Source organism: Burkholderia mycopellens (genome assembly GCF_964265025.1).
In the GTDB taxonomy this organism is placed as follows: domain Bacteria; phylum Pseudomonadota; class Gammaproteobacteria; order Burkholderiales; family Burkholderiaceae; genus Burkholderia.
On the sequence record NZ_OZ183802.1, the window covers coordinates 1,598,581 to 1,620,865 of the forward strand.

Below are 22,285 nucleotides of genomic sequence, written 5' to 3' on the forward strand. Positions count from 1 at the left end.
CTGTAGCGATCCGATCGAAGCCGGATCTGGCCTGCATGATGTAGTCGCACGCTTCCGTCCCAATTAGTGGCGCGGCATGATGTCTTCCGGAAGTCCATACGGGTTTGGGGAAGCGACGGATGGTCGTTTGCGCCATGCTGATTGGCTGCGCGAGCTGCGGAAAGAAGCGGCATCGAGGGTAGCGTCCGTCTGGTATGCGTCAGGCGTGATAGTGCAGGTTAAACTCCGCGCCGCTTCGCATGACGGCCCATGCAATGCGTACGAGTTTGTTTGCCAGAGCGCAGACCGCAATGTGCGCATGCCGGCGTTCGGCAAGTTGGATTAGCCAGTGCTGGATCGGTTCGTTGGGATGCTTGTCTTTCCATACCCATAGCGCGCGGGCGCCCTGCACGAACAGGCGACGCAGATAACTGTTTCCCCTCTTTGTAATACCTAGCAAACGTGGCTTGCCGCCGGTTGTATGCTGCTGTGGCACCAGCCCTACCCAGGCGGCGAGATCGCGTGCCCGCCGGAACGTTGATGCATTGCCGACTGCGGAGACGATGGCGGTCGACAGCAAGACACCGACACCTGGAATCGTTTGAAGGCGTCGGCAAAGGTCACTCTCACGTGAGAGACATTTGAGCCGGTCGTTCATCTATTCAATGGTTGATTCCGTGCGGTTCCACATATCGAGCAGCATGCGTCCAAGATCGCGCATCATGGGAGTTAAGCCGGAGTCTTCCTTCTCGAGCAGAGCGGGCAACACTGTGCGAAGCGCATAGAACCCCTGTGCAATCTCGATGCCGCGATCCAGCAGCAGTCCGCGAATCTGGTTGGTCAATGCCAGGCGTTGCTGGAGCATGCGTTCGCGGGCGCGATGCAGCGCCTGGACATCCATCTGTTCCTCTGACTTGAGCGGCACAAACCGCATCGTCGGAAGTCGGACAGCTTCGGCAATAGCCTGAGCGTCGTTAAAGTCGTTCTTCTGCGATTTGACGAACGGCTTGACGTACTGTGCTGGCAGAAGTTTGACGTCGTGGCCGAAGCCCTGAAATTTGCGGGCCAGATACTGCGAGCCACAGCATGTTTCGATGCCGACAAGGCACGGTGGATGTTGTGCCATAAGCTGCAGGAGTTGATTACGCCCCAACTTCTCGCGCAGCACGACTTTGCCAGCAGCGTCGCAGCCGACGACGTGGAACCAACGCTTGCCGAGATCGATTCCTAACGTGACCGAGTTCATGGCAGCCTCCATGGGTGGTAGCGCCACTACGATAGAAGAAGCGGGTGGACCATACCATTAGTTGCAGATGCACTGTTCGACGGGAGACGTCTTCGGACACTGACCGTCGTCGACAACTACACACGGGAATGCTTGGCCATCGAGGTCGGCCAAAGTTTGAAGGGTGAACACGTGGTCGAAGCGTTGACGCGTATCACCGCCATGCGCGGCCACCCGGCTACGATCAAGGTCGACAATGGCAGCGAGTTCATCTCGAAGGCAATGGATCGCTGGGCGTATGAACATGGCGTTGAACTGGATTTCAGCCGACCGGGCACGCCAACTGACAACGCCAAGGTCGAAAGCTTCAACGGGCGCTTCCGGCAGGAATGTCTGAACGCGCATTGGTTCTTGTCATTGGCCGACGCGCAGAGCAAAATCGACGACTCGCGTACGTACTATAACGAAGTTCGTCCCCACTCCGCATTGCAGTGGATGACGCCTGCCGAATTCGCCCGTCAGGCAAGGGAATCCGCCTCGCCTGACAACTCAACCAAGTGACCCTGACCCAGGAAATAGTCCGGTTCAAAAGTAGAGAAATTCGGCATGATGTGTCCGAGCGGACACGAAGGCCATGTCATGAAGACGAGCAAGTTTACGGAAGAGCAGATCGCATTTGCACTGAAGCAAGCCGAGCTGGGTACGAAGGTCGAAGAGATCTGCCGCAAGCTCGGAATTAGCGAGGCGACTTTCTACAATTGGAAGAAGAAATTCGGAGGGTTGGGACCTTCCGAGTTGCGCCGGTTGCGCCAGCTCGAAGAGGAAAACGCGAAGCTGAAGCGACTCGTGGCGGACCTGAGCCTGGATAAGGCCATGCTGCAGGACGTACTCGCAAAAAAGCTCTGAAGCCTGCCCGTCGGCGCATGTTGATCGATGAGTTGCGTGATCGCTATCGAACGAGTCTGACGAAGACCTGTGCGTTGTTTGGCATGTCTCGTTCGCTGTATCGGTATCAGTCAGTCGCACGCGATTCGTCGGCACTGCTCATGCGTATCAAGGAGATCACCGCCACGCGCGTGCACTACGGGTATCGACGCGTTCACGTGGTCCTGCGACGGGAAGGCTGGCGAGATAATTGCAAGCGCGTCTACAGGCTGTATCGCGCGGAAGGCCTGTCGCTTCGGCATAAGCGGCCGCGGCGCAACAAGTCGGCACGACTACGGCAGCCCAAGCATATCGTGACTACGATCAACGAAATCTGGAGTATGGATTTCGTTGCCGATGCACTGTTCGATGGAAGACGTCTTCGGACACTGACCGTCGTCGACAACTACACACGGGAATGCTTGGCCATCGAGGTCGGCCAAAGTCTGAAGGGTGAACACGTGGTCGAAGCGTTGACGCGTATCACCGCCATGCGCGGACAACCGGCCACGATCAAGGTCGACAATGGCAGTGAGTTCATCTCGAAGGCAATGGATCGTTGGGCGTATGAACATGGCGTTGAACTGGATTTCAGCCGACCGGGCACGCCAACTGACAACGCCAAGGTCGAAAGCTTCAACGGGCGCTTCCGGCAGGAATGTCTGAACGCGCATTGGTTCTTGTCATTGGCCGACGCGCAGAGCAAAATCGACGACTGGCGCACGTACTATAACGAGGTTCGTCCCCACTCCGCATTGCAGTGGATGACACCTGCCGAATTCGCCCGTCAGGCAAGGGAATCCGCCTCGCCTGACAACTCAACCAAGCCGGAAATCTCCACTTCCGACCGGGACTAATTCCGGTTCAGGGTCACAAGCCGGAAATCTCCACTTCCGACCGGGACTAATTCTGGTTCAGGGTCAAGGCTAGTTTGCCGAAAAACTCGCTCTCGCATCGGTCTGGGATTCTTAAAGCGGGTCACTCACAATTGGATCTCCTTTTTACAATACAGGCGCTCAGAGTCGATACCGGCATCGCGGCATTGATTCACGAAGCGGTTCGACTCGATAATCGGGATAGATTCCTCGGTGTAAAGAACGGTAGTAAGGAATCCAAGCCATGGTTCCTGTCCCATAGCGTAGACGTACGCCATCCTACAGCGGAAGATCGTGACGATGTCGAACGCCTCACGACTGTTGCTGCCATTTAGGCGTCGTGTCTGGTCCATTCTCCGATCGATGGGCCGGCGCAATAGCGGTCCGTAGAGCCATGACATCGGTGCTCCGTCGCATTCCATGCCAATGAACACGACATCCACATCACCGAGCCACTTATGCAAACGCCGATACAGCTCAGAATCGACATTTCTTGAATCGGCAAGGCACAGGATCGAGCGATCGGCTCCCCGCACGTGGTATGCCAGTTTGGTTGAAATTCCGAGATCGCCATGCTCACCAAAGAAAGGTAGGCCAGTGATGCAAAGCCCTCCGGCGTCTATAGATTCCAACTCGTCAAGCTCAGTCACGCGAGAAAATCCGATGGCGCTCAGTACCCGCTTTAGAGAAGGATTGAGCAAAGTGCCGTTCGATGCTCGCGGCACCACAATCATACCGATGCGATGACGTAGCTGTAGAAGGAACTCCAAGCAGACGTGATCCTGATGGTCGTGTGTTAGTAGTACATAGTCGATATGTGGCGGAAGGTCGTCAATGGTATATCGAGCTTCGCTTGATGCGACTTGATGTCGGTAACTAATCGTCGGATCGACCAGAATTGACACGTGTGCAGTTTGCATCAGTAGGCAGGCGTGTCCAAGGTAGCGAATTCGCAATCCATCTATTGGCATGTCATCCCCATCGCCGGCAGGTGCCTCGTCGGTAAAGAGTTCCAAAAAACGAGAACGCTTCACGCCCTCTAGGCCAAAATCGGAGGCGAGTTCCGCAGCGCAAACGGGAGAATTGCGGGCGCTGAATAGCCTATCTACGAGTCTCGACTTGAATGGCACATCCAGTCGTACTTGCTGTTCACTCTCTATGCGAGGCGTTGTCAAAATGAAACTACGGTAGTCCGACTCAACGGTTGACAACAAGAGACTCTGATGCCGCTCGTCGTACACTCCGTTTTCTCCGTATAGCAGAGCTTCAATGAAGCGCATCGACGGGTGATTGTCATCGTCATACACAATCTCCACCAAACCTCGTAGCTGGTCGGGCAACTTTGAGTAAAGCTGATCAACGGAATAGCCAGTCGCACTTTTATCTATGATGCGATTGCCATCTGTTATTGCTTTTCCAAGTTCAATATAGCGGTAAAGATTTTTATTTGTTTCAGTCAACAGATTTTTTACGGCAGGCACAAGAGTCTCGTCTAGATCAACAAATGGGCCGCCCAACATCGCTGGATTCTTTACCGCTTCGATATGAACTTCCGGCGAATCGATGAATGACTCCATCACTGGAATTTGGAACTGAGATATATGTTGAGATGCAGTGTGTGGAGCTATAAGCTGGGTCCATGCGTACCATCCATTAAACAGTGGCTCGCACACAACGTTAGATTTGAGGTATTGTTTTTTAACTCTCATAGATTTCGCCATGTGTTTATAGAGTAACTCCGCAGTCTCTGGGAATTCGCGAAGGACCGAGAGGAGTTGTTTGGGGTGACAAAATTCATTTCGAAAGACGAAGTCCCGAGAAGTCCGGATACCTCGATGAGATTTTTAGCGATATTTACCGAGCATAAGGTCGATGGCTCGCTCGAACGCCACGTTCCATTGTTTGGACCACCGTGCTGTCCAGTTACGACTCGCAGTGCTATGTGCGGACTATGGCCAGAGGCCGGTGGCTCCAGCGTGAAGATGTGTCACATGCGTATCAACTGATGGCTACATGCTGGCAGCGCGTCGCGCGGACAAAGTAAACGGTCTGCGCAATACGAAGTCCGACAGCCCGGTGCACCGCATCGGCTCTGGCTAAGAGATGTGCAGTCAACGTTGGAAGTAACGCGGTATCGACGCGCTCAAAACGACGTCGCCCGTAGTGAGACCAAAGCCACGCCCACCACTGCTCAGCACTGGAGAACTCGAACTCGTGGCGGCATTGATGTGTTCCGTCTACCTTCCAGCCGAGCCTTTCCAAAGCCGTCTGGACATCCTGGTGGCTGCCACATGCAGGACGCGTCTCGATCAAGCCGGGCGGCGTATAATGCGCGAGTTCTTCTTTTAAGAAAGGCCAGGTATGGTCGGTCTCGCCGAGTAGTGACAGGGCAAATTGAGCGCGGTCCTCACCGATGCGATGCAATTCCAACGCAACGCGTTCAGGGCGCAGAAGGAATTGCCACGACAAGGCACAATAAAACGCGTCGAAGGATCTGTCAGGAAACGGCAGATTTTCAGCGTCTGCCTTGATTAGGTTAACTTGCAATCCTGCCGCGCCACATCGTGTCCTGGCAGACGCCAACATCTGCGCGGAAATATCGATGCCGGTTAGCGACAGCCGCTTCGATTTGGGGAACGACAACAGGCACGCGCCGTGCCCTGTGCACAAATCGAGCACTTTGCTTCCTGCCCTGGGTGGGTGCCATCGGACGAGCTCTTTTGCGAAGCTCGAGAAGTACGGCAGCCGTGTATCGTATTGGTCGGCAAGGCGGTCGAAGGTGGCCGCAATTTCCGCTAGTTCGCTTTCCATGGAAGCATTCTCAATGCCTTGCAATGGGTTGAATCGGAGGTGGTGGAACCTTTTAATATGTAATTACCTGCGTCTTACCAGGCCGATGATTTCATCCAAAGCATAAAACACCGCCTTGATGTCTGCTTCGTCGTTGTACAGATACCCGGAGATTCGCAGCACCTCTTGGTCTGTGAAACGGTCGACCAAAGGTTGGGCACACATATGTCCGGTGCGACAGAAAATACTATAGGAGTCGCTCAAGATCTGGGCAATCTCCTTCAAATGCGATACGCCGTCGATTGAAATGCTTAAGATGCCGCCGCGATCGATGTTCGAGATGGGGCCAAGCACGCGCAAGTAAGATCGACGCATCGCTTCCCTTGCCAAGCTTGCCCCCAACTCGTGATCGTGAGTGGACAGTCTGTCGAAGCCGATCGCCATAAGATATTCGATGGCGGCACCAAGTCCGTACACGGCCGAAATGTTAGGCGTTCCCGCCTCTAAGGAGTGAGGCAGCTTGCGAAGGTCATGGCGCTGCTCATCAACCCAGTCGACTGCACCGCCGCCAATTTGAACTGGTGCAAGGCGCCTGAGATACTCATGCCGACCACATAGTACGCCGAGCCCGGTTGGACCGAGCATCTTGTGGGACGAAAACGCGAGAAAGTCTACGTCCGGCGTGACAAGCCTCCTATGTCCGACGGATTGAGCGGCGTCGACCAACGTGATTGCACCAACTCGTTTAGCCATCGATGCCATCAATGCAACCGGCATGTAGACGCCAGATACGTTGGAGCAACCGGTGAGCACTACGACCGCAGGTTTGAGGCGCAACAAGTCCTCATATGCATCCAGATCGACGACACCGGAGTCGGACACCGGTATATAGCGGACGTCGGCTCTCCGTCGCCAAGGCAGCATTGCCGAGTGATGTGCGTCGAAAGGCACGAGTACTACATCGCCTTGCCCCATCGTCAGGCCTGATGCGACGAGGTTGATCGCAGCGGTTGTGCCGGCAGTGAAAATGACCTCGTTGCTGAGAAAGCCCGTGAACTGGGCTACGCGCGCTCTGACGTCTTCGAAGTCCGCTGACGCTTGTTCGGAAAGAAAATGCTTTCCGCGATGGATGTTGGCTCCGATTTCCGAATAGTAGCGGACGACTTCGTTTATTACACACTGCGGCTTAAGACTGGTAGCCGCACTGTCGAGATAAACTATACGCCGTCCGTCGATGGCTTTGGTCAATAGCGGAAAATCCGGTCGACACTGCTCTGCTAGGGGGGGGGATTGACCCATGTGCGCTGAGCTTCGTCCACAAAAGACGCCGTATTGGTCGAGTCAAAATGCATGGGGGCTTTCCTCGGATAACGCAGATGTACATGAGGCGAACTTTCCGGAACGGGCGGCCGGAATGTAGGTCACGGACTCGATCACAAGCGGTGCTTCCGTGCCAAGCAAGTGAGTCAATCGATCCCTCAAGGATGTCTCGTTGACAGTTGAGCCAGTACTCGAAATATAGCGAAACTCGAGTTCCCCGCCGCGACGCTGATGCAATTGATAGATAGCAATATTAGGATCTGGACCGACGGCATCGTCGACATCCCGCGGACTTATGAGCGTGCGTTGCCCATCCTTGACCACCCGAACCATCGTTTGAAACCGTCCTTCGTGCCGTGCCAACGGCAGCGTACTGCCACACGCGCAGCGGCGGACATCGACGGTATAGATGTCACCTGTTCTATAGCGGAGATGGGGAGATAGCCTGTCTCCGATGCTTGTCACCACAAGTTCGGCGCGTTCGCCTGTGCGCGCAGGCCGTGATCCTACGAGGAACTCCGGAAAGAATTTGACATTATTGATGTGCATGCGCCCCGCGGGACACTCGATTGCAACCCAGCCCAGCTCGGTCATGGATACGATTTCGGCCGAGGGGGTATCGGCTCCGAAATATTCCTGAAGCTGTCGCCGAGCGACCCTGGTGACAAGAGTGTAGGTCAGTGCAATGGCTGAAACAGAGGGCGGCGGTTCACTACGTTCCTTCATGCGGCGAACCAAGAAGGCTAAGTGTGTCGCATCGGCGTAAAACCACTGAGGGCCAAACAACCCGATCTCGGAGACTGCCTGCTTGACTAGTGCTTCCGGAGTCGCGAGAACGTCGTGTGCGACGGGGAGCACCAGGGTTCCGTCAGGCAATGTGCGGTCGGCCATCGTACTGCCCGGGGTCGCACATTCGACATCCGAGCAATTCGGCGCGGCATAGCGGACAGGGCGGTTCATCTTGCAGCGCGCGAGCGCTTGACTCAATGCCTCGTTTCCTGCCAGCGTCGCCCACATCCTATCAGCTAGGCTGTACGTATGTGCGATCGTAGTCAGACGTTCTCCACCAGTACCGGAACTCTGGCTTATCAACGTTAGCGGCTCCGCCAGTGTTTTTCCTCGTGCCAGTATCCCCAAAGGGAAATTGCGTCGATAGTCAGCTTTCGTCGTGCAGGGAATCTGGCGAAAGTCTTCAGCGGTCGTTATGTCATGCAGTCGAATACCGGCTGCGTCGATGTGCTCCTTGTAAAAGGGGACATTCTCGTAGGCAAATTGCACTTCGGACAGCGCGCCCTCGAAGCTCTTGGCTTCGAAGCCGATATCGACAGAATAGACCATTCAATTCTCTCATTGCGATCGGATACGGCTGACTTGCTAACACCCCCCTCCAGGAATCGGGTCATGAACGCCAGCATCTTCCGTATTTGCCTGACGCCTGCCATCTACTTGTACGGCATCGATGGGCCATGCCGCGACCAAACTCGAGTTTCCACTGAACGTCTTCTCGAAGGGCGACTACGTGCTGGACCTACGGATACCATTCAATACCACGTAAGTCCTTTGTGTGAGAGACAGTACCATGAATAAAAAAATATTGGGTTTCAAAAAACGTTTCCGCATGTGGCGGTTCGAATGGTGAGAGGTGCATGGTGATTGCGTCGAATTGTGACGGAAGGCTTTCTTGTTCCAAAAGATCTCTTTCAGCGAAATCATTAAATTATATATTTGCAATATATATTACATAACGGTGATGGTTTGCTGCTGAATGGAAGTTATATGAAAGCAAGGCGACCCGATCAGCAACACATTGATATTAGCTATTTTATTTAAGGGGCAGACCATAGAGCCTTATCGCAGCTGGATAGTACTGCACGTGTAAGATATCCAAAGCTAGGGCTCCCAATATAACTAGTCGCGCAACTAGACGTGGTCGCTGTGTCGCCACTAGCCGATCTCTCATCTCATTTATCTTCCAATTAACTAACAATTTCTTGCGTCGCAAAGTTCCTGTTGACACTTTTTTTGAGATTCACTAGATTGCGCCCTACGGGATCAAACTTTTTTTGATGGGAAGTCTTTCCTCGATTGAAGGATCGCTCGGTTTTGCTTGGGGCCCAAGCCAATCATGGCCTGGTGTTTTTTTATTTTTTATTATTCGTGGTCGCGTCTTTTTTTGTATCATGCGTTTTTGTTATCCCGGTAGTATGAAGTTTGGGTAATAAGGGATGGTGATCGTAACCTGCTGGTGAGCACGAACTCGGTGCGCTGATGCGCTGCGAACTGAGGAGTCGAGTGCGAGATTTTTACGGGTCGTCCCTTGATTGCGATCAGGCGCAATAGGCTGCCTGATACATCCAATGCTAGATGCTGTTCGCTAATTAGGTCACGTCCGAGAGATCGCGGTGGCTGTGCGACGTGTTTTCTCCTCCGACTCAATGCTGGTGAGAGCACTCGCGTATGCGGCTATGGAGCGTGATGCGCGCTTAAATTTGGCCGATTGCTGACGTATTGAGACCATAGTGTGAGAGGCTTCCGCGGCGGGTCCGCTGCAATTCCGACTCCTGAGCTCCAGCAAAAAAATTCACCAGTGCTCGCGTCGGGGGAGGAAACAAACAGAAGGGTGGAAATGATCGACTGCGTCCTTGTAGGCTTCAACGACTACAGTTTCGATGACTATATCGAGTCACTGCGCGTCATGGGAAGGGAGGCCGTGAGCTACCGGGATGCCAATCTGTCTTTCATCGACCGTGGCGGCGAGAGACTACGTGCGCTAGATATACTGAACAAGCACGGCATTTTCACGGGCGAGAATGAGCAGCCTCTAGACAACAGCGATTTTATTTGGCCAGTTATAACTTATCTGGGGTCATACCTCGCTCGCCACGGCTTAACGTTCGACTACATCCGCCTTTTTCATCGCGACAAGGATCGGCTTGCTGCTTTGCTGAGAAGTAAAAATACGAGGTCAATTGCGATCACAACCACGGTGTATGTCACACCTGAGCCAATCGTTGAAATCGTCGAGTTTGTGCGCGAAGTCGATCCAGAGGTGAAAATTATCATCGGAGGACCGTTTCTCGCAGACAAGTCGAAGACCATGACTGCCACCTCGTTGCAAGATCTTCTGGAATACCTTGGTGCCGACTTTTATGTCTTTTCTGCCGAGGGCGAGGGAGCACTTAAAGAGCTGATCTCGGCATTAAAAAATGGCACGGAAGTCGAGAGTGTAAGTAACATCGCTTTCCGGAAAGGTGATTCATTCGTCACGAATCTAATTGTTCAAGAATTTAATTCCTTAGAAGATAACATGGTCGACTATCGCCTTTTTTCAAGGCGGGATATCGGACAGTTTGTTTCGGTTAGAACGGCGAAATCCTGCCCATTCGCTTGCGCGTTTTGCGGGTTTCCAGAGAGAGCGGGGAGGTACAAATATCTTTCGTTGGATTATGTAGAGAAAGAGCTTGATGCGATCCGCGATGTCGGTGGCGTCACGACCATCACCTTTATCGACGACACGTTCAATGTACCCAAGGGGCGGTTCAAGGAGATGTTGCGTCTTATGATCCGCAAGCAATATGGCTTCAGATGGAACAGCTATTTGCGCAGCGACCACGTCGATGAAGAAGCCCTGGAACTGATGGCACAAAGTGGCTGCGAAGGCGTCTTTTTAGGGGTCGAGTCTGGCAGCGGAAAAATTCTGCAGAATATGGCCAAGGCTAGTCGGCCAAGTGACTATCGATGGGTGATAGATAGATGCAGAGCGCTCGGTATTGTGACTTACGCGTCAATGATCGTAGGGTTTCCAGGAGAAGACCAGACGACCGTGCAGGAGTCTATCGATTTCCTCGATAGCTCTCGCCCAAATTTTTACCGCGCTCAGGTGTGGTATGCCGATCCGATTACGCCGATTTATCGTAACGGTGGAATGTACAGTTTAAAAGGTGAGGGGTTTGCTTGGAGCCATGAAACGATGACGGCGTTCGAGGCGGCCGACATCGTCGAAAAGATGTTTTTGACAGTGAAAGGTAGTAGATGGCTTCCTCAAAACGGATTCGAGCCATGGAGCCTTTACTATCTTCAGCGTCGAGGGATGAAATTTGAGCATATATGCAGATTTCTTGACAGTTTCAACGACGCAGTCGCGGAAAAATTGCGCACGGGGCATGAAGAAGCTAGCGATGCGCGTTTTGAAGAATTGGTTCGAGTGGCGAAAGGCGAAGCGCTCGATGAGCGTTTGATAGAAAAAAATTGTCGCGTTATCCCCGATGCAACTCATCCGCATCTTTGAGTGTGAAAAGCAAATTGTTTTTCAAACCAAAAATATATGGAGTAGATCATGGAGCAACAGGATCGGAAGTATATAGTAGTGCAGAATGATGAGGAGCAGTACTCCATCTGGTTTGCCGAGAGGGAGATCCCACTTGGTTGGCGGAAGATCGATATGGAAGGAACTAAGGATCAGTGTCTGTCCTACATCGAATCGGTATGGAAGAACATCCTTCCGCGTAGCGTCCGGGATCAGGCGGCGGAGTAGGCGGAACGGAGTCTAGATCGGAGAGCGCATCGCTCGTTGCTCTAGCCCCTGTACGTAGCATTTCTATGCAAACAACGCAACAAGGGGCAACACAGCCAGGGGCTTTCCGCAAGCGATTAGAACAATTGGCCCAGTCGGAGTTTGTGCGCAAAAGAAATATAGGCTGACTTATTATTGGCCCGCGTCCACCGTGAAGGGAGCCGAGCGTGGCGACAGATGAAAGCGCATGAATGAGACGACGGTCGAATCACCTTTGCGGATACGAATTATGGTCCTTCGGACGCAGAAAATTGGAGTTTTCTATACTGGTGTGGCATTGGCGTCTTTCGGGACGGAGTTTATTTCGTTGCTTGTTGTACTGCTCGCGACGAGAGAGCTCAAGCTAAGCGATACAACAGTGGGTTACATTATGGTGGCAGCGTTCCTGCCGTCTATCTTGTTGGGCGTTTTTGCCGCACCTTTTATCGATTGATTGCAGCTACCCGGAGTGATGAGAGCTTCCGGATGGCTTCGAGCTGTCTTGGTTCTAACAATGGCGATATTTCTGTATACAGGAAAATCTTCATTGCCTATCCTCATCTGCTTCGTCTTTCTCCTTGGCTCCCTGCGAGTCATGTCGGATATCGCGCAAAGCACCCTTATTCCTGCCATGATGAATGGTAAGGATAAGCTTGTGTTAGCAAATTCAAGGGTTGCGACTTGCCAATCTATTGCGGCGCTCGCTGCTCCGACCGCCGCTGGCTGGCTATTTGCCGTATGTGGAGCAATGTCGGCATTTCTGATTCAGGCGATAGTATTTGCTGTGGCCACATTGGCATTTTTGGCATTCGAATTTCCTCTGCATGAAGCACGTTCCGCCTCTGAAAGAAGTGAACCGCGAGTATTTGCGAAGGTCGGAGAGGGCATCGCTTTCATTGCAAATGAGCCGCGGATCAGGTGGCTCGTACTTGTTGCGTTCTGCTGGAATGCAACTGCTGAGTCTTTCATGATAAGTGTCAAGATATATATGTCTAACTCGGCAGTCGTGTCGTCTTCGATTATCGGACTGTCTTTGTCTGTAGGCGGTGCGGCGTTCCTCGCCGGCTCGTTATGCGCTCGTTCAGTTGCAAAGCGAGTGTCCAGTTACGATTCAATACGCTTGACGATGTGCGCTCCGCTCATTGCGGCACTAGTGATGCTCGTTTCATTAGCGTCAGGTGTTTTGTCCATATGGGCAATACTTGTTTCGTTGATGCTCGTCAATTTTGCTGCGCCTGTGCATGGCGTGTGCTCGGTTAGCTTACGGCAGTTGATTACGCCACGTGACATGCTCGTTAGGGTGCAGTCAGCTTCAAGGACGGTCGTGTCTAGCGCTATTCCAATTGGCTCTGTTACAGGTGCGCTAATTACCGGAAAACTGTCTCCTCTAATGATATTCGGAATTTTATCTTTGATATCGATTGCGTCTTTGTGTGTGACGATGGGGTTCAGAGGCAAAGGAATATCGGAAAGCATGTACAAAGAATTCACATCATAGCTCACGAATTAATGGTGAGAAGGTATCCGGAGAGAAACAGTCAGAAAGCAACACTCGTAAGCATCGCGGATCGAGGGTCGTTGGAAATAAATTGCGAGACAGAAGATGATGTCAATATTTGAAGAGCGGTTATCGGAAATTTGCGAGTGTTTTGGAACGCGTATTGCGCTTTCAAGCGCGTCGACGAGTTGGTCGTATCGTGACATGTACGCGCAGGTTCGTCTTACATCCCTGTACCTCCAGGGCGAAGGAATTCGACCAGGAGCGCGTGTTGGCTTGATCTGCGGACGCTCTCCCGAGTTGGTGATCCTTATGCTCGCTCTACTCTCGATCGAGGCGGCCTATGTCCCACTGGATCCGATGTATCCGGTTACGTTGATTGAACGATTAATCGTGACAGCCGACGTGGAGCATGTGATAGTCGATGAAGATGTCGTGGCTGCGCATTTAGACGTTGCGCGCCAGAACGGCGTTTCGATTCATGCAGCGAGACCCTCGACTGACATGGGAAACGTGAGGCAGATTGTAAAAACCGCGCGTGCTTGTAATCCGTTGGCTTATGCTATTTGTACCTCGGGTAGTACAGGCAATCCAAAAGTGGTCTCCGTTACGCTTGAAAGCTTACTTGCATCTACTGCCGCTAGGACGAAGTTTTATGCAAGCCATCGGATGCCGTTAAAAAATCTATTGATCTCATCCGTTGCGTTCGATAGTTCAATTGGGGTGATTTTCGGAAGTTTGTTTGCTGGTGATGAACTGCTGCTTGCAACAAACGCCGACATCAAAGATCCGAGGAGACTACTGGAATTGATTGTTCGTGAGAGTGTCACGTCGCTTCTAATACTACCTTCCTATGTACGCGTGTTGTATGAGTTCGAGGACAGCAGGCAGGCATTCGAGCAACTCGAGCGACTAATCTTCGCGGGTGAGCGCGTACTTGCGTCAGATGTCGATCAGGTCTTTGAAAGAGCGCCGCAGATTCATGTCTATAACGAATATGGGCCAACGGAGGCCGTCGTATGGGCGGCGGCGACATCGCTCGTCCCTAGGAAATATGGACCGGGCACCGTCCCTATCGGCTGTGCTGTCAATCATGTTGAGGCATATATTCTCGATGACGAGCTTCGCCCTGTTCCAGACGGCCGAGAGGGAGAGATCTATGTTGGCGGAGCATCGATTGCAAGTGGCTACTTGAACGATCCGCGCCAGACCGCAGAGCGATTCATTCCGAACCCGTTTTCACGCCATCAAGGCTCGCGTATGTACAAAACGGGAGATCGAGCGATGATGGGGGCTGACGGCCAAATCGTATTTACCGGTCGCGCGGACCGCCAAATCAAGTTGTACGGTTATCGAATCGAACTCGGTGAAATAGAGATCGCAGCAATGAGCCTACCTGGCATCAAGGCCGCCGCCGCCGTTTATGCCCCAGCCCCCAAGGACCGAGTCGAATTATTCGTCGTCGCAAGCCTTTCGATAAAGCAAATCCGTGATCGGCTGGAAAGCCGTCTGCCAGAACATATGATGCCAGGACGAGTCGAGTTAGTGAAGAGGTTTGCACTGCTCCCGAACGGAAAGGTCGATTATGGGGTGTTGACGCAGTGCCACATCGCGGCTGATAACGGCGTAGCCGAGGAGCCCCCTGATTCCGGTCTGGAATCGAAGATTCGAGGCATTTGGGAGACGGTGCTACAAGAGCGCGAAATCTCGCTGGACGACGACTTCTTCGAGCTTGGCGGTAGCTCTATCAAGGCCGCGATGATCGCAAACCGCATCCAACGATTGCTAAGTTGCCGGATTTATGTCGGCCAGCTATTTGAACAACCGACCATACGAGGGCTCTGCGTCTATCTGCGTAGCACTTTTCCCCTCGCGGTGCGTGAACTTGAGCGACAGTAAGATGCGTTGACGTTCAGCAGATTAACCCCCTTTCATCGAAGTTGATGCCGATCATCATGTCCCAGTCGTTAGATCTAGCATTTGCCGACGCTGCTAAGCGTCACGCAGACCATATCGCCGTGACGTGTGACGGCACTGAATTGACCTACGAGGAGCTGGAAGCGCGGGCAAGATCGCTGTCGGTGTATTTGCGTTTGCGATGCTCTGTCCGCCGAGGAGACCGTGTCGGGATATATATGGCACGATCGGAGCGACTTGTTGTCGCGACGCTTGCCGTCGTGATGGCGGGAGCTGCATATGTGCCGCTAGATATGAGCTATCCACTGGATCGAATCGACTATATGCGCAACGATGCCCAAGTCCGGGTCGTGCTATGCGATAAGCCTGATGCACTCCAGCCGTGCCGGGGTGAGGACATTTGTCTAGTCTGTCTCGACGACGCATATTTCCGTACCTTCATGCCTACGGGGTTGCAGGCGCAATGCACTGGTGGACCAGACGATCTCGCTTATCTAATGTACACGTCGGGTTCGACAGGAAATCCCAAGGGCGTCGCCGTGCCACATCGCAGCATCGTGAGTCTCGTGACGGACACGAACTATATTTCGATTGCGCCAGGTCACCGCATCGCTCAGGTTTCGAATAGCTCGTTCGATGCCGCAACATTCGAGATATGGGGGGCCCTGCTCAATGGTGCGACACTTGTTGTTATAACGGGCGCCGACGCATATGAGCCGACACGGCTCACTCATCGTTTGAAGCACGATCGTATCGATGCGATTATGTTGACCTCTGCCGTCGTGTCACAAATCGCCTTGCACGATGCCTCTGCGTTTTCCTCCGTGTCAACGTTGCTATTCGGTGGCGAGAAGATTGATTCGCGCTTCGTTGAAACTCTTCTAGCGTCTCATCCGCCGGAAAATCTTCGTCATATGTATGGGCCGACCGAGACAACGACTTTCGCGTCCGCTGCATTGGTCAAGAAGGTTGGCGAGAATTCGCAGAGCATTCCCATCGGTTTTCCGATTTCGAACACGCAGATCTACCTGCTGGACGAGGACATGAACGAATTGCCCCGCGGAGCGACGGGCGAGCTCTATATTGGTGGAGCAGGAGTGACGCACGGGTATCTGAACCGTGCAGCGCTGACAGCGGAGAAGTTCGTCCCAGATCCGTTTGGTGGAGCACCAGGGGCAAGACTGTATCGAACAGGCGACTTGGCGCGCTATCTGCCCGGGGGCGACATCGAGTTCGTTGGGCGCAGCGACCATCAGGTGAAGGTGCGTGGCTACCGGATCGAACTGGGCGAGATCGAATCGAGCCTGAGAGAGCAGCCTGGAGTCAGGGACGCGGTGGTGATGGCCCGCGCAGGGGATGATGGCGAGAAGCGGCTGGTGGCGTATGTGATGTGCGATGCGCAAGCGCGCGAGGCGGATTCACACAAGCTCAGGGATGCACTGCGCGAGGTCCTGCCACCTTATATGGTACCGAGCGCGTTCGTACAGCTCGAGAAGTTTCCGTTGACGCCGAACGGCAAGATCGATCGTCATGCGTTGCCGGAACCGGAGTCGATGAACTGGGGCACGTCCAGTGAGGACGGCATGCCCCGCGGCGCAACACAAGCGAGTGTGGCGGCAATTTGGGAGAAGTTGCTCAAGGTCAGCGCAGTTGGAATCCAGGACGATTTCTTCGCGCTAGGCGGGCATTCGCTGCTGGCGATCAGACTGGTGGCACATATTCAGCGCGAATTAGGGGTGACCTTTCCGATCGACGTATTGTTTGACGGTCCCACGATCGAGCAAATGGCGGCGTACATCGAAGCGCAGAAGGAGGTGCAAGAGTACGAGGTAGCCAGGATTCCGAGGGCGGAGCGGGACAGTGTGATCCGGATGTCGTTTGCACAGGAGCGCATGTGGTTCTTGGAGCAGCTATCTCCGGATACGGCGTTTTACAACATTCCAATGGTACTGAGGCTGAGGGGAGAGGTGAAGGCCGAAGCCTTGAGCGGGGCGCTGCAGGATGTTGTGGATCGGCATGAGGTCCTGCGTACTGCGCTGATGCTGGTGAACGACGAGCCGGCCCAGGTGATCCGTGACGAAGTGCCGGTGGAACTGCGCAGCGTAGATCTGAGTGGGCTGGGGGAACACGAGCGTGAGCTGGAGACGTTGCGGCTGGTGAGAGAGGACGCAGCGCGACCGTTCGACCTCGGGCATGCACCGTTGATGCGGACGTTGTTGATGCGGCACGGGGAGCAAGAGTATGTACTGCTGGTGAATGTCCATCATGTGGCATTCGATGGCTGGTCGCGCGGTATTTTTGTTCAAGAGCTGACGGAGTGTTACCGAGCGCGAGTGGAGGGAGGGCAGGCTGCGCTTGCGGCATTGACCACCCAGTACGCCGATTTTGCGCAGTGGCAGCGTAGCTGGCTCAAGGATGAGGAGTTGGAGCGGCAGCTCACGTACTGGAAGACGCGGTTGGCGCAGGCGCCGCAGATACTGGAGTTGCCGAGAGATTTCAAACGGCCGCAGCGCGCAAGTCATCGTGGGGCGACGCAGCGGTTGGACTTGCCGCCGGAGGTTTTCGCGCAGATTACCGAGGTGAGCAGGCAACACCAGGTGACGCCGTTCATGCTGGTGTTGGCCGCGTTCAACGTATTGCTATACCGATATGCGGGGCAGGGCGACATTTGTGTCGGTACGCCAGTGGCCAACCGTAATCGCGAGGAAGTGGAGGGATTGATTGGTTTGTTCGTGAACACGCTGGTTCTGCGAACAAAGGTAAGAGGGGACCGCCCATTCTCCGAGCTGTTGCAGCAGGTAAGAGAGATGACGCTGGAGGCTTATGCGCATCAGGACCTTCCGTTTGAGTTATTGGTGGAGGCGCTCAATCCGGACCGACGTCTGGATGCCAATCCGCTGGTGCAGGTGATGTTCGCGTACGAGACGGAGCGGGTACAGGAGGTGACGGGCGGGGGTGTGAATTGGGCGTTCGAACATCCAGGCATCGGTGCAGCGAAGTTCGATCTGTCGGTGTTCGTCTACGAAGCGGGAGGGCGGCTCACGCTGAGCGCGCAGTATGCAACGGATCTGTTCGAGGAAGCGAGAGTGTCGGAGCTGCTGCGCACGTTCGGGGAAGTACTGCGTATAGCGACGTCGCAGCCGCAAACCGAGGTGGGTGCCATACCTCTGGCATTTGATGAGGTAGTAAATGTACGGCAGCAGGCGAAATCGAAGCGCGAAGTGTTCGAGCCACGGGCGCTATGCGTGCACGAGCTATTTGAACAACAAGCGCTGAAGACGCCTGAGGCCATTGCGGTACGGCTCGGTGAGCGGAGCTGGACTTTTGCGCAGGTCGATGCGAGTGCTGAGCTGTTGGCGTTGCGCTTGATCGAAGCGGGGGTAGAGAGCAACGATCTGGTAGCGATCCATCTGGAGCAGTCGCTGGCTGTTGTGGTCAGCCAGCTGGCGATCCTGAAAGCAGGTGCGGCGTTCTTGCCATTCGATATGAAGCATCCGCCGGCACGGATAAGAGGCATGTTGGAGGACGCTCGGCCGCGGGTGGTTGTGATGAAGGCTGGGGGGCGAAGTATGCCCGAGGGGTATGAGGGCAAGGTGATCTGGATCGATGAGCTTGGTACGGCCGATACGCTGGGCTTGCCAGTAAAGACAAGCGTGGCGAAGCGGGTCTCACCGGATCAGGCGGCATATTGCATCTACACATCGGGTTCGACGGGACAACCTAAGGGGGTGCTGGTGCCGCACCGCTCGGCGGTCAACCTGGTGGACACATTGGCCACCACATTTGGACGCGGCGGTACTTCCTGGGAAGGGGCCAGAGTCGGGTCTACCCTTTCGCCCGCATTTGATGGATCGCTCCACCCTTTGCTCACAATGGTGCTCGGCGCCGTTAACTGTGTGTTCCCCGACTATGTCCGAGAAGACCTGCACCAATTGGTGACATATGTCGATGGTTATGCTCTTGACTGCGCTATCTTCACGCCGTCATTGTTCAAAGCGTACGCTGAGGCTCGACGCTGGAGCCATTCGACGCTGCCGTGGCCGCGTACGCTGTTGCTCGGCGGAGAGCAGTTCGACCAAGGGCTGTGGGACTCGTGCGCATCGTGGGAACAGACGTCAACGTTCAACGGTTACGGTCCGGCCGAGTGTACGGTCCACTGTGCCGTGGGTGCAGTGAAGTCGAAGGGTGAAGTCCCACATATCGGTTTTCCGATTTCGAACACGCAGATCTACCTGCTGGACGAGGACATGAACGAACTGCCCCGTGGAGCGACGGGCGAGCTCTATATTGGCGGAGCAGGAGTGGCGCACGGGTATCTGAACCGTGCAGCGCTGACAGCGGAGAAATTCGTCCCAGATCCGTTTGGTGGAGCACCTGGGGCAAGACTATATCGAACAGGCGACTTGGCGCGCTATCTGCCCGGGGGCGACATCGAGTTCGTTGGGCGCAGCGATCATCAGGTGAAGGTGCGTGGTTACCGGATCGAACTGGGCGAGATCGAATCGAGCCTGAGAGAGCAGCCAGGAGTCAGGGACGCGGTGGTGATGGCCCGCGCAGGGGATGATGGCGAGAAGCGGCTGGTGGCGTATGTGATGTGCGATGCGCAAGCGCGCGAGGCGGATTCACACAAGCTCAGGGATGCACTGCGCGAGGTCCTGCCACCCTATATGGTACCGAGCGCGTTCGTACAGCTCGAGAAGTTTCCGTTGACGCCGAACGGCAAGATCGATCGTCATGCGTTGCCGGAACCGGAATTCGGTGCCACGGACCTCGATCGCGGAGAGCCGCTCGCGGGCGGGCTCGAAGAGTCGGTCGCTCAAGTATGGCGGGACGTTCTCGGAGTGGAAACTGTCTATCGCAACAGCAACTTTTTCGACCTCGGTGGGCACTCGCTGACGATCATTCAGGTTCACTATCGCATGAAAAGGCAGCTTGGTATCGAGGTCTCCATTGAGACACTCTACGGGAACCCAACAATCGCAACACTGTGCGAATCTCTTGTTGAGCTTCCGCGCCGACAGGGGCTGGCCACGGTCCTTGTTCGACGGGGAAGGACCCCCGCGACGTTGGCTGTTGTGCACCCTATCGGTGGCGATGTTGCGTGCTACCGCGGCTTGGTCGAGTGTCTAGACGAGAATTGGACTGTTCTTGGGTTTCAAAGGCCAGAATTCGACATGTTTGAACCGCCCGAGTTTTTGACAATCGAGGCGCTTGCACAACTATACGTCGGACAACTGCGACTGAGGCAGCCGCGGGGGCCATACCGACTAGCTGGATGGTCACTTGGTGGGGTTGTTGCGTTTGAAATGGCCCGAATACTCGAGCAACAAAGCGAGTCGGTAGATTTTCTGGGTCTTATCGATTCTTACTTCGCATTGCGTAACCGTAAGATCGATTCCGATGTTGATATCGAAAAGATTAGGTATACAGATCATAACGAGCCAGATTGTAGCGATAACTCGGATATCGTGGCTGCTTGGAGATCAATTGCGAGGCATCCGGTGCACAGCACCATAATCAATGGATTTAATGATGGCCAGACTGCTGGATTTATGAATGATATTTACTTTTTCAATTGGCTCGCGCTGGAGAAATTCAATCCTTCCGGTCAAGTTAGGCATATAACGTATTTCACTGCCGCGAAAAGTGAGCATGGGATCGATGTTACAGAACGCGTAGATCGTGTCCGCAGCCTCTCACATGAAAAATTGACCGTCCACCACCTTGCCGGAGATCATTTTTCTATCATTGTCGGGGACGACTCACGAGTCACTGCAGATTTGTTAACGTTCGAACTTTCTCAGCGGTTGGTATCGAAAATTGAGGTATCAGCAAACGGCTCTTAGTTTCAGAGAGATTAAAGAATATAGGTCTGGGAAAAGAGTTCTGAAATTTAAGAAAGGAGTCGAGAATTGAGTAAAGGCAATGTGCAACCAGCTCGCGGGATGAGAGATTTTTTACCCGATGATGCGGAATTTCGGGATGCAGTAGAATCTAAGATTGTTTCTGTGTACCGGTCTCACGGTTACCGAAAAATAGAGACTCCAACGATGGAGGCTATCGATCTTCTCACCGCGGGAAATGGTGGGGAGAATGAGAAACTCATTTTTAAAATCATCAAGCGCGGCGAAAAACTGAATCTGAACCCGGGTGCAACAGAGGCCAGTATCGTTGAATATGGATTGCGCTTCGATTTGACGTTGCCGTTAACGCGATTTTTCGCCTGTAATGTCTCTAACCTTGTCCTTCCTTTTAAATCTATTCAGGTGGGACCCGTCTGGCGTGCGGAGCGTCCACAGAGAGGACGATTTCGGCAGTTCGTTCAATGTGATATCGATATTATAGGCGAGGAAAGCATGCTCGCAGAGGTCGATCTTATTACTACAACGGCACGCTGCCTCGAATCCTTCGGTTTGGAACGTTTTGCCATTCGCATCAATGACAGGCGTTTGCTAGAGGGCTTGCTGTCGTCGCTTGGATTTCAAGTGGTGGACCACTCATCGGTTATGATCGCATTAGATAAGCTAGACAAGATCGGGATAGATGGAGTGGAGGCTGAGTTAAATCGATTTGATAAGAAAAATGTCCATGAACTCGTTGAATTTATGAAATTGAGCGTCGATTCGCCTGCCCGTATGGCGGAGCATTTTTCGGAGAGTGAGCGCCAAAGTTGTGCCGACGCGTTGAACCGTTTGCAATCGGTTATCGATGCAACCGTTAATTTATCTGAACAAAGATATCAAATAATATTTGATCCCTACCTGGTCAGGGGGATGGGATATTACACAGGCCAGATATTTGAGATTTCCTATAAGGATTTCCCGTTTTCCATTGCCGGAGGGGGGCGATACGATCGAATGATCGGAAATCTCCTTGGGCGTGATACCCCAGCATGCGGTTTTTCCATCGGATTTGAAAGACTGATTGATGTGCTCCGAGATGAACGACGCTCGTTGGATGGCACGGCTCGCAAAGCGGTGGTTCTGTTTGAGGATGAGCGCGACCTGTGCGCTGCTCACGAAAAAGCCGCATCGCTACGAGACAGTTTTGAGGTCGTAGATGTAGCCCGTAAGCGGGGGAACCATCGGTCTCAACTAGCTGCGTTCGAGCGTCAAGGATATGGGTACACGTTCCACTTCCGGTCCGGAGTATGGACGCAGTCAGCTCTTGGCGCTAAAGAAGTGGACTAACGCCCGCACATCGTC

The 22,285-nt window shown here is 53.7% G+C and carries 12 protein-coding genes and 2 pseudogenes; 9 read left to right on the top strand and 5 right to left on the bottom strand.

Annotated elements, in window-relative coordinates; translation table 11 throughout:
- Nucleotides 1–199: 199 nt before the first annotated feature.
- Nucleotides 200–1,237, bottom strand: a pseudogene (locus ACPTTC_RS07495) (IS110 family transposase).
- A gap of 33 nt (nucleotides 1,238–1,270) precedes the next feature.
- Here ACPTTC_RS07495 and ACPTTC_RS07500 point away from each other — a divergent pair.
- Both ACPTTC_RS07500 and ACPTTC_RS07505 read left to right on the top strand, forming a co-directional pair.
- A pseudogene (locus tag ACPTTC_RS07500) lies at nucleotides 1,271–1,765 on the top strand (integrase core domain-containing protein); the annotation flags it as partial.
- 78 nt (nucleotides 1,766–1,843) lie between these two features.
- A protein-coding gene (locus ACPTTC_RS07505; RefSeq protein WP_175047848.1) for an IS3 family transposase occupies nucleotides 1,844–2,985 on the top strand; the annotation gives its coding sequence in 2 pieces (ribosomal slippage) (nucleotides 1,844–2,096 and nucleotides 2,096–2,985; 1,143 coding nt in all).
- A 125-nt stretch (nucleotides 2,986–3,110) separates the two neighbouring features.
- On the opposite strand, the gene ACPTTC_RS07510 is transcribed toward ACPTTC_RS07505, so the two are convergent.
- The 4 genes from ACPTTC_RS07510 to ACPTTC_RS07525 form a co-directional block, all read right to left on the bottom strand.
- Entirely contained in the window at nucleotides 3,111–4,724 is a 1,614-nt protein-coding gene (locus tag ACPTTC_RS07510; protein ID WP_423392051.1) for an MBL fold metallo-hydrolase, read from the bottom strand.
- Between the two features lie 277 nt (nucleotides 4,725–5,001).
- Nucleotides 5,002–5,814: a class I SAM-dependent methyltransferase gene (locus tag ACPTTC_RS07515; protein WP_423392052.1), complete on the bottom strand. Its 813-nt coding sequence runs from the start codon at nucleotides 5,812–5,814 to the stop codon at nucleotides 5,002–5,004.
- A 63-nt stretch (nucleotides 5,815–5,877) separates the two neighbouring features.
- Entirely contained in the window at nucleotides 5,878–7,041 is a 1,164-nt protein-coding gene (locus ACPTTC_RS07520) for an aminotransferase class V-fold PLP-dependent enzyme (protein WP_423392053.1), read from the bottom strand.
- 93 nt (nucleotides 7,042–7,134) lie between these two features.
- Nucleotides 7,135–8,451: a phenylacetate--CoA ligase family protein gene (locus ACPTTC_RS07525; RefSeq protein WP_423392054.1), complete on the bottom strand. Its 1,317-nt coding sequence runs from the start codon at nucleotides 8,449–8,451 to the stop codon at nucleotides 7,135–7,137.
- Between the two features lie 1,288 nt (nucleotides 8,452–9,739).
- Between ACPTTC_RS07525 and ACPTTC_RS07530 the strand changes: the two genes are divergently transcribed.
- From ACPTTC_RS07530 to hisS, 7 genes are all read left to right on the top strand, one after another.
- The gene (locus ACPTTC_RS07530; RefSeq protein ID WP_423393329.1) at nucleotides 9,740–11,401 is read left to right on the top strand and encodes a PhpK family radical SAM P-methyltransferase; all 1,662 of its coding nucleotides are present in this window, start codon (nucleotides 9,740–9,742) and stop codon (nucleotides 11,399–11,401) included.
- A 48-nt stretch (nucleotides 11,402–11,449) separates the two neighbouring features.
- Complete coding sequence (locus ACPTTC_RS07535; RefSeq protein WP_423392055.1) at nucleotides 11,450–11,647, top strand: MbtH family protein; 198 nt, start codon at nucleotides 11,450–11,452, stop codon at nucleotides 11,645–11,647.
- A 226-nt stretch (nucleotides 11,648–11,873) separates the two neighbouring features.
- A complete protein-coding gene (locus ACPTTC_RS07540; protein ID WP_423392056.1) occupies nucleotides 11,874–12,119 on the top strand; it encodes a hypothetical protein in 246 nt (81 codons plus the stop codon).
- Nucleotides 12,120–12,179: 60 nt separating this feature from the next.
- Nucleotides 12,180–13,163: an MFS transporter gene (locus ACPTTC_RS07545; protein ID WP_423392057.1), complete on the top strand. Its 984-nt coding sequence runs from the start codon at nucleotides 12,180–12,182 to the stop codon at nucleotides 13,161–13,163.
- A gap of 108 nt (nucleotides 13,164–13,271) precedes the next feature.
- Nucleotides 13,272–15,062 (top strand): non-ribosomal peptide synthetase, encoded by a 1,791-nt coding sequence (locus tag ACPTTC_RS07550; RefSeq protein ID WP_423393330.1) that lies wholly within the window; start codon nucleotides 13,272–13,274, stop codon nucleotides 15,060–15,062.
- 44 nt (nucleotides 15,063–15,106) lie between these two features.
- Nucleotides 15,107–20,926: an amino acid adenylation domain-containing protein gene (locus tag ACPTTC_RS07555; RefSeq protein ID WP_423392058.1), complete on the top strand. Its 5,820-nt coding sequence runs from the start codon at nucleotides 15,107–15,109 to the stop codon at nucleotides 20,924–20,926.
- A 66-nt stretch (nucleotides 20,927–20,992) separates the two neighbouring features.
- Complete coding sequence (gene hisS, locus ACPTTC_RS07560; RefSeq protein WP_423392059.1) at nucleotides 20,993–22,270, top strand: histidine--tRNA ligase; 1,278 nt, start codon at nucleotides 20,993–20,995, stop codon at nucleotides 22,268–22,270.
- The last annotated feature ends 15 nt before the right edge of the window (nucleotides 22,271–22,285 follow it).

What these genes read in the sequence shown, in the direction of transcription:
- ACPTTC_RS07510 (WP_423392051.1), bottom strand. Translation starts at nt 4,724, where the DNA reads ATGGCGAAATCTATGAGAGTTAAAAAACAATACCTCAAATCTAACGTT.
- ACPTTC_RS07515 (WP_423392052.1), bottom strand. Translation starts at nt 5,814, where the DNA reads ATGGAAAGCGAACTAGCGGAAATTGCGGCCACCTTCGACCGCCTTGCC.
- ACPTTC_RS07525 (WP_423392054.1), bottom strand. Translation starts at nt 8,451, where the DNA reads ATGGTCTATTCTGTCGATATCGGCTTCGAAGCCAAGAGCTTCGAGGGC.
- ACPTTC_RS07530 (WP_423393329.1), top strand. Translation starts at nt 9,740, where the DNA reads ATGATCGACTGCGTCCTTGTAGGCTTCAACGACTACAGTTTCGATGAC.
- ACPTTC_RS07535 (WP_423392055.1), top strand. Translation starts at nt 11,450, where the DNA reads ATGGAGCAACAGGATCGGAAGTATATAGTAGTGCAGAATGATGAGGAG.
- ACPTTC_RS07540 (WP_423392056.1), top strand. Translation starts at nt 11,874, where the DNA reads ATGAATGAGACGACGGTCGAATCACCTTTGCGGATACGAATTATGGTC.
- ACPTTC_RS07545 (WP_423392057.1), top strand. Translation starts at nt 12,180, where the DNA reads ATGGCGATATTTCTGTATACAGGAAAATCTTCATTGCCTATCCTCATC.
- ACPTTC_RS07550 (WP_423393330.1), top strand. Translation starts at nt 13,272, where the DNA reads ATGTCAATATTTGAAGAGCGGTTATCGGAAATTTGCGAGTGTTTTGGA.
- ACPTTC_RS07555 (WP_423392058.1), top strand. Translation starts at nt 15,107, where the DNA reads ATGCCGATCATCATGTCCCAGTCGTTAGATCTAGCATTTGCCGACGCT.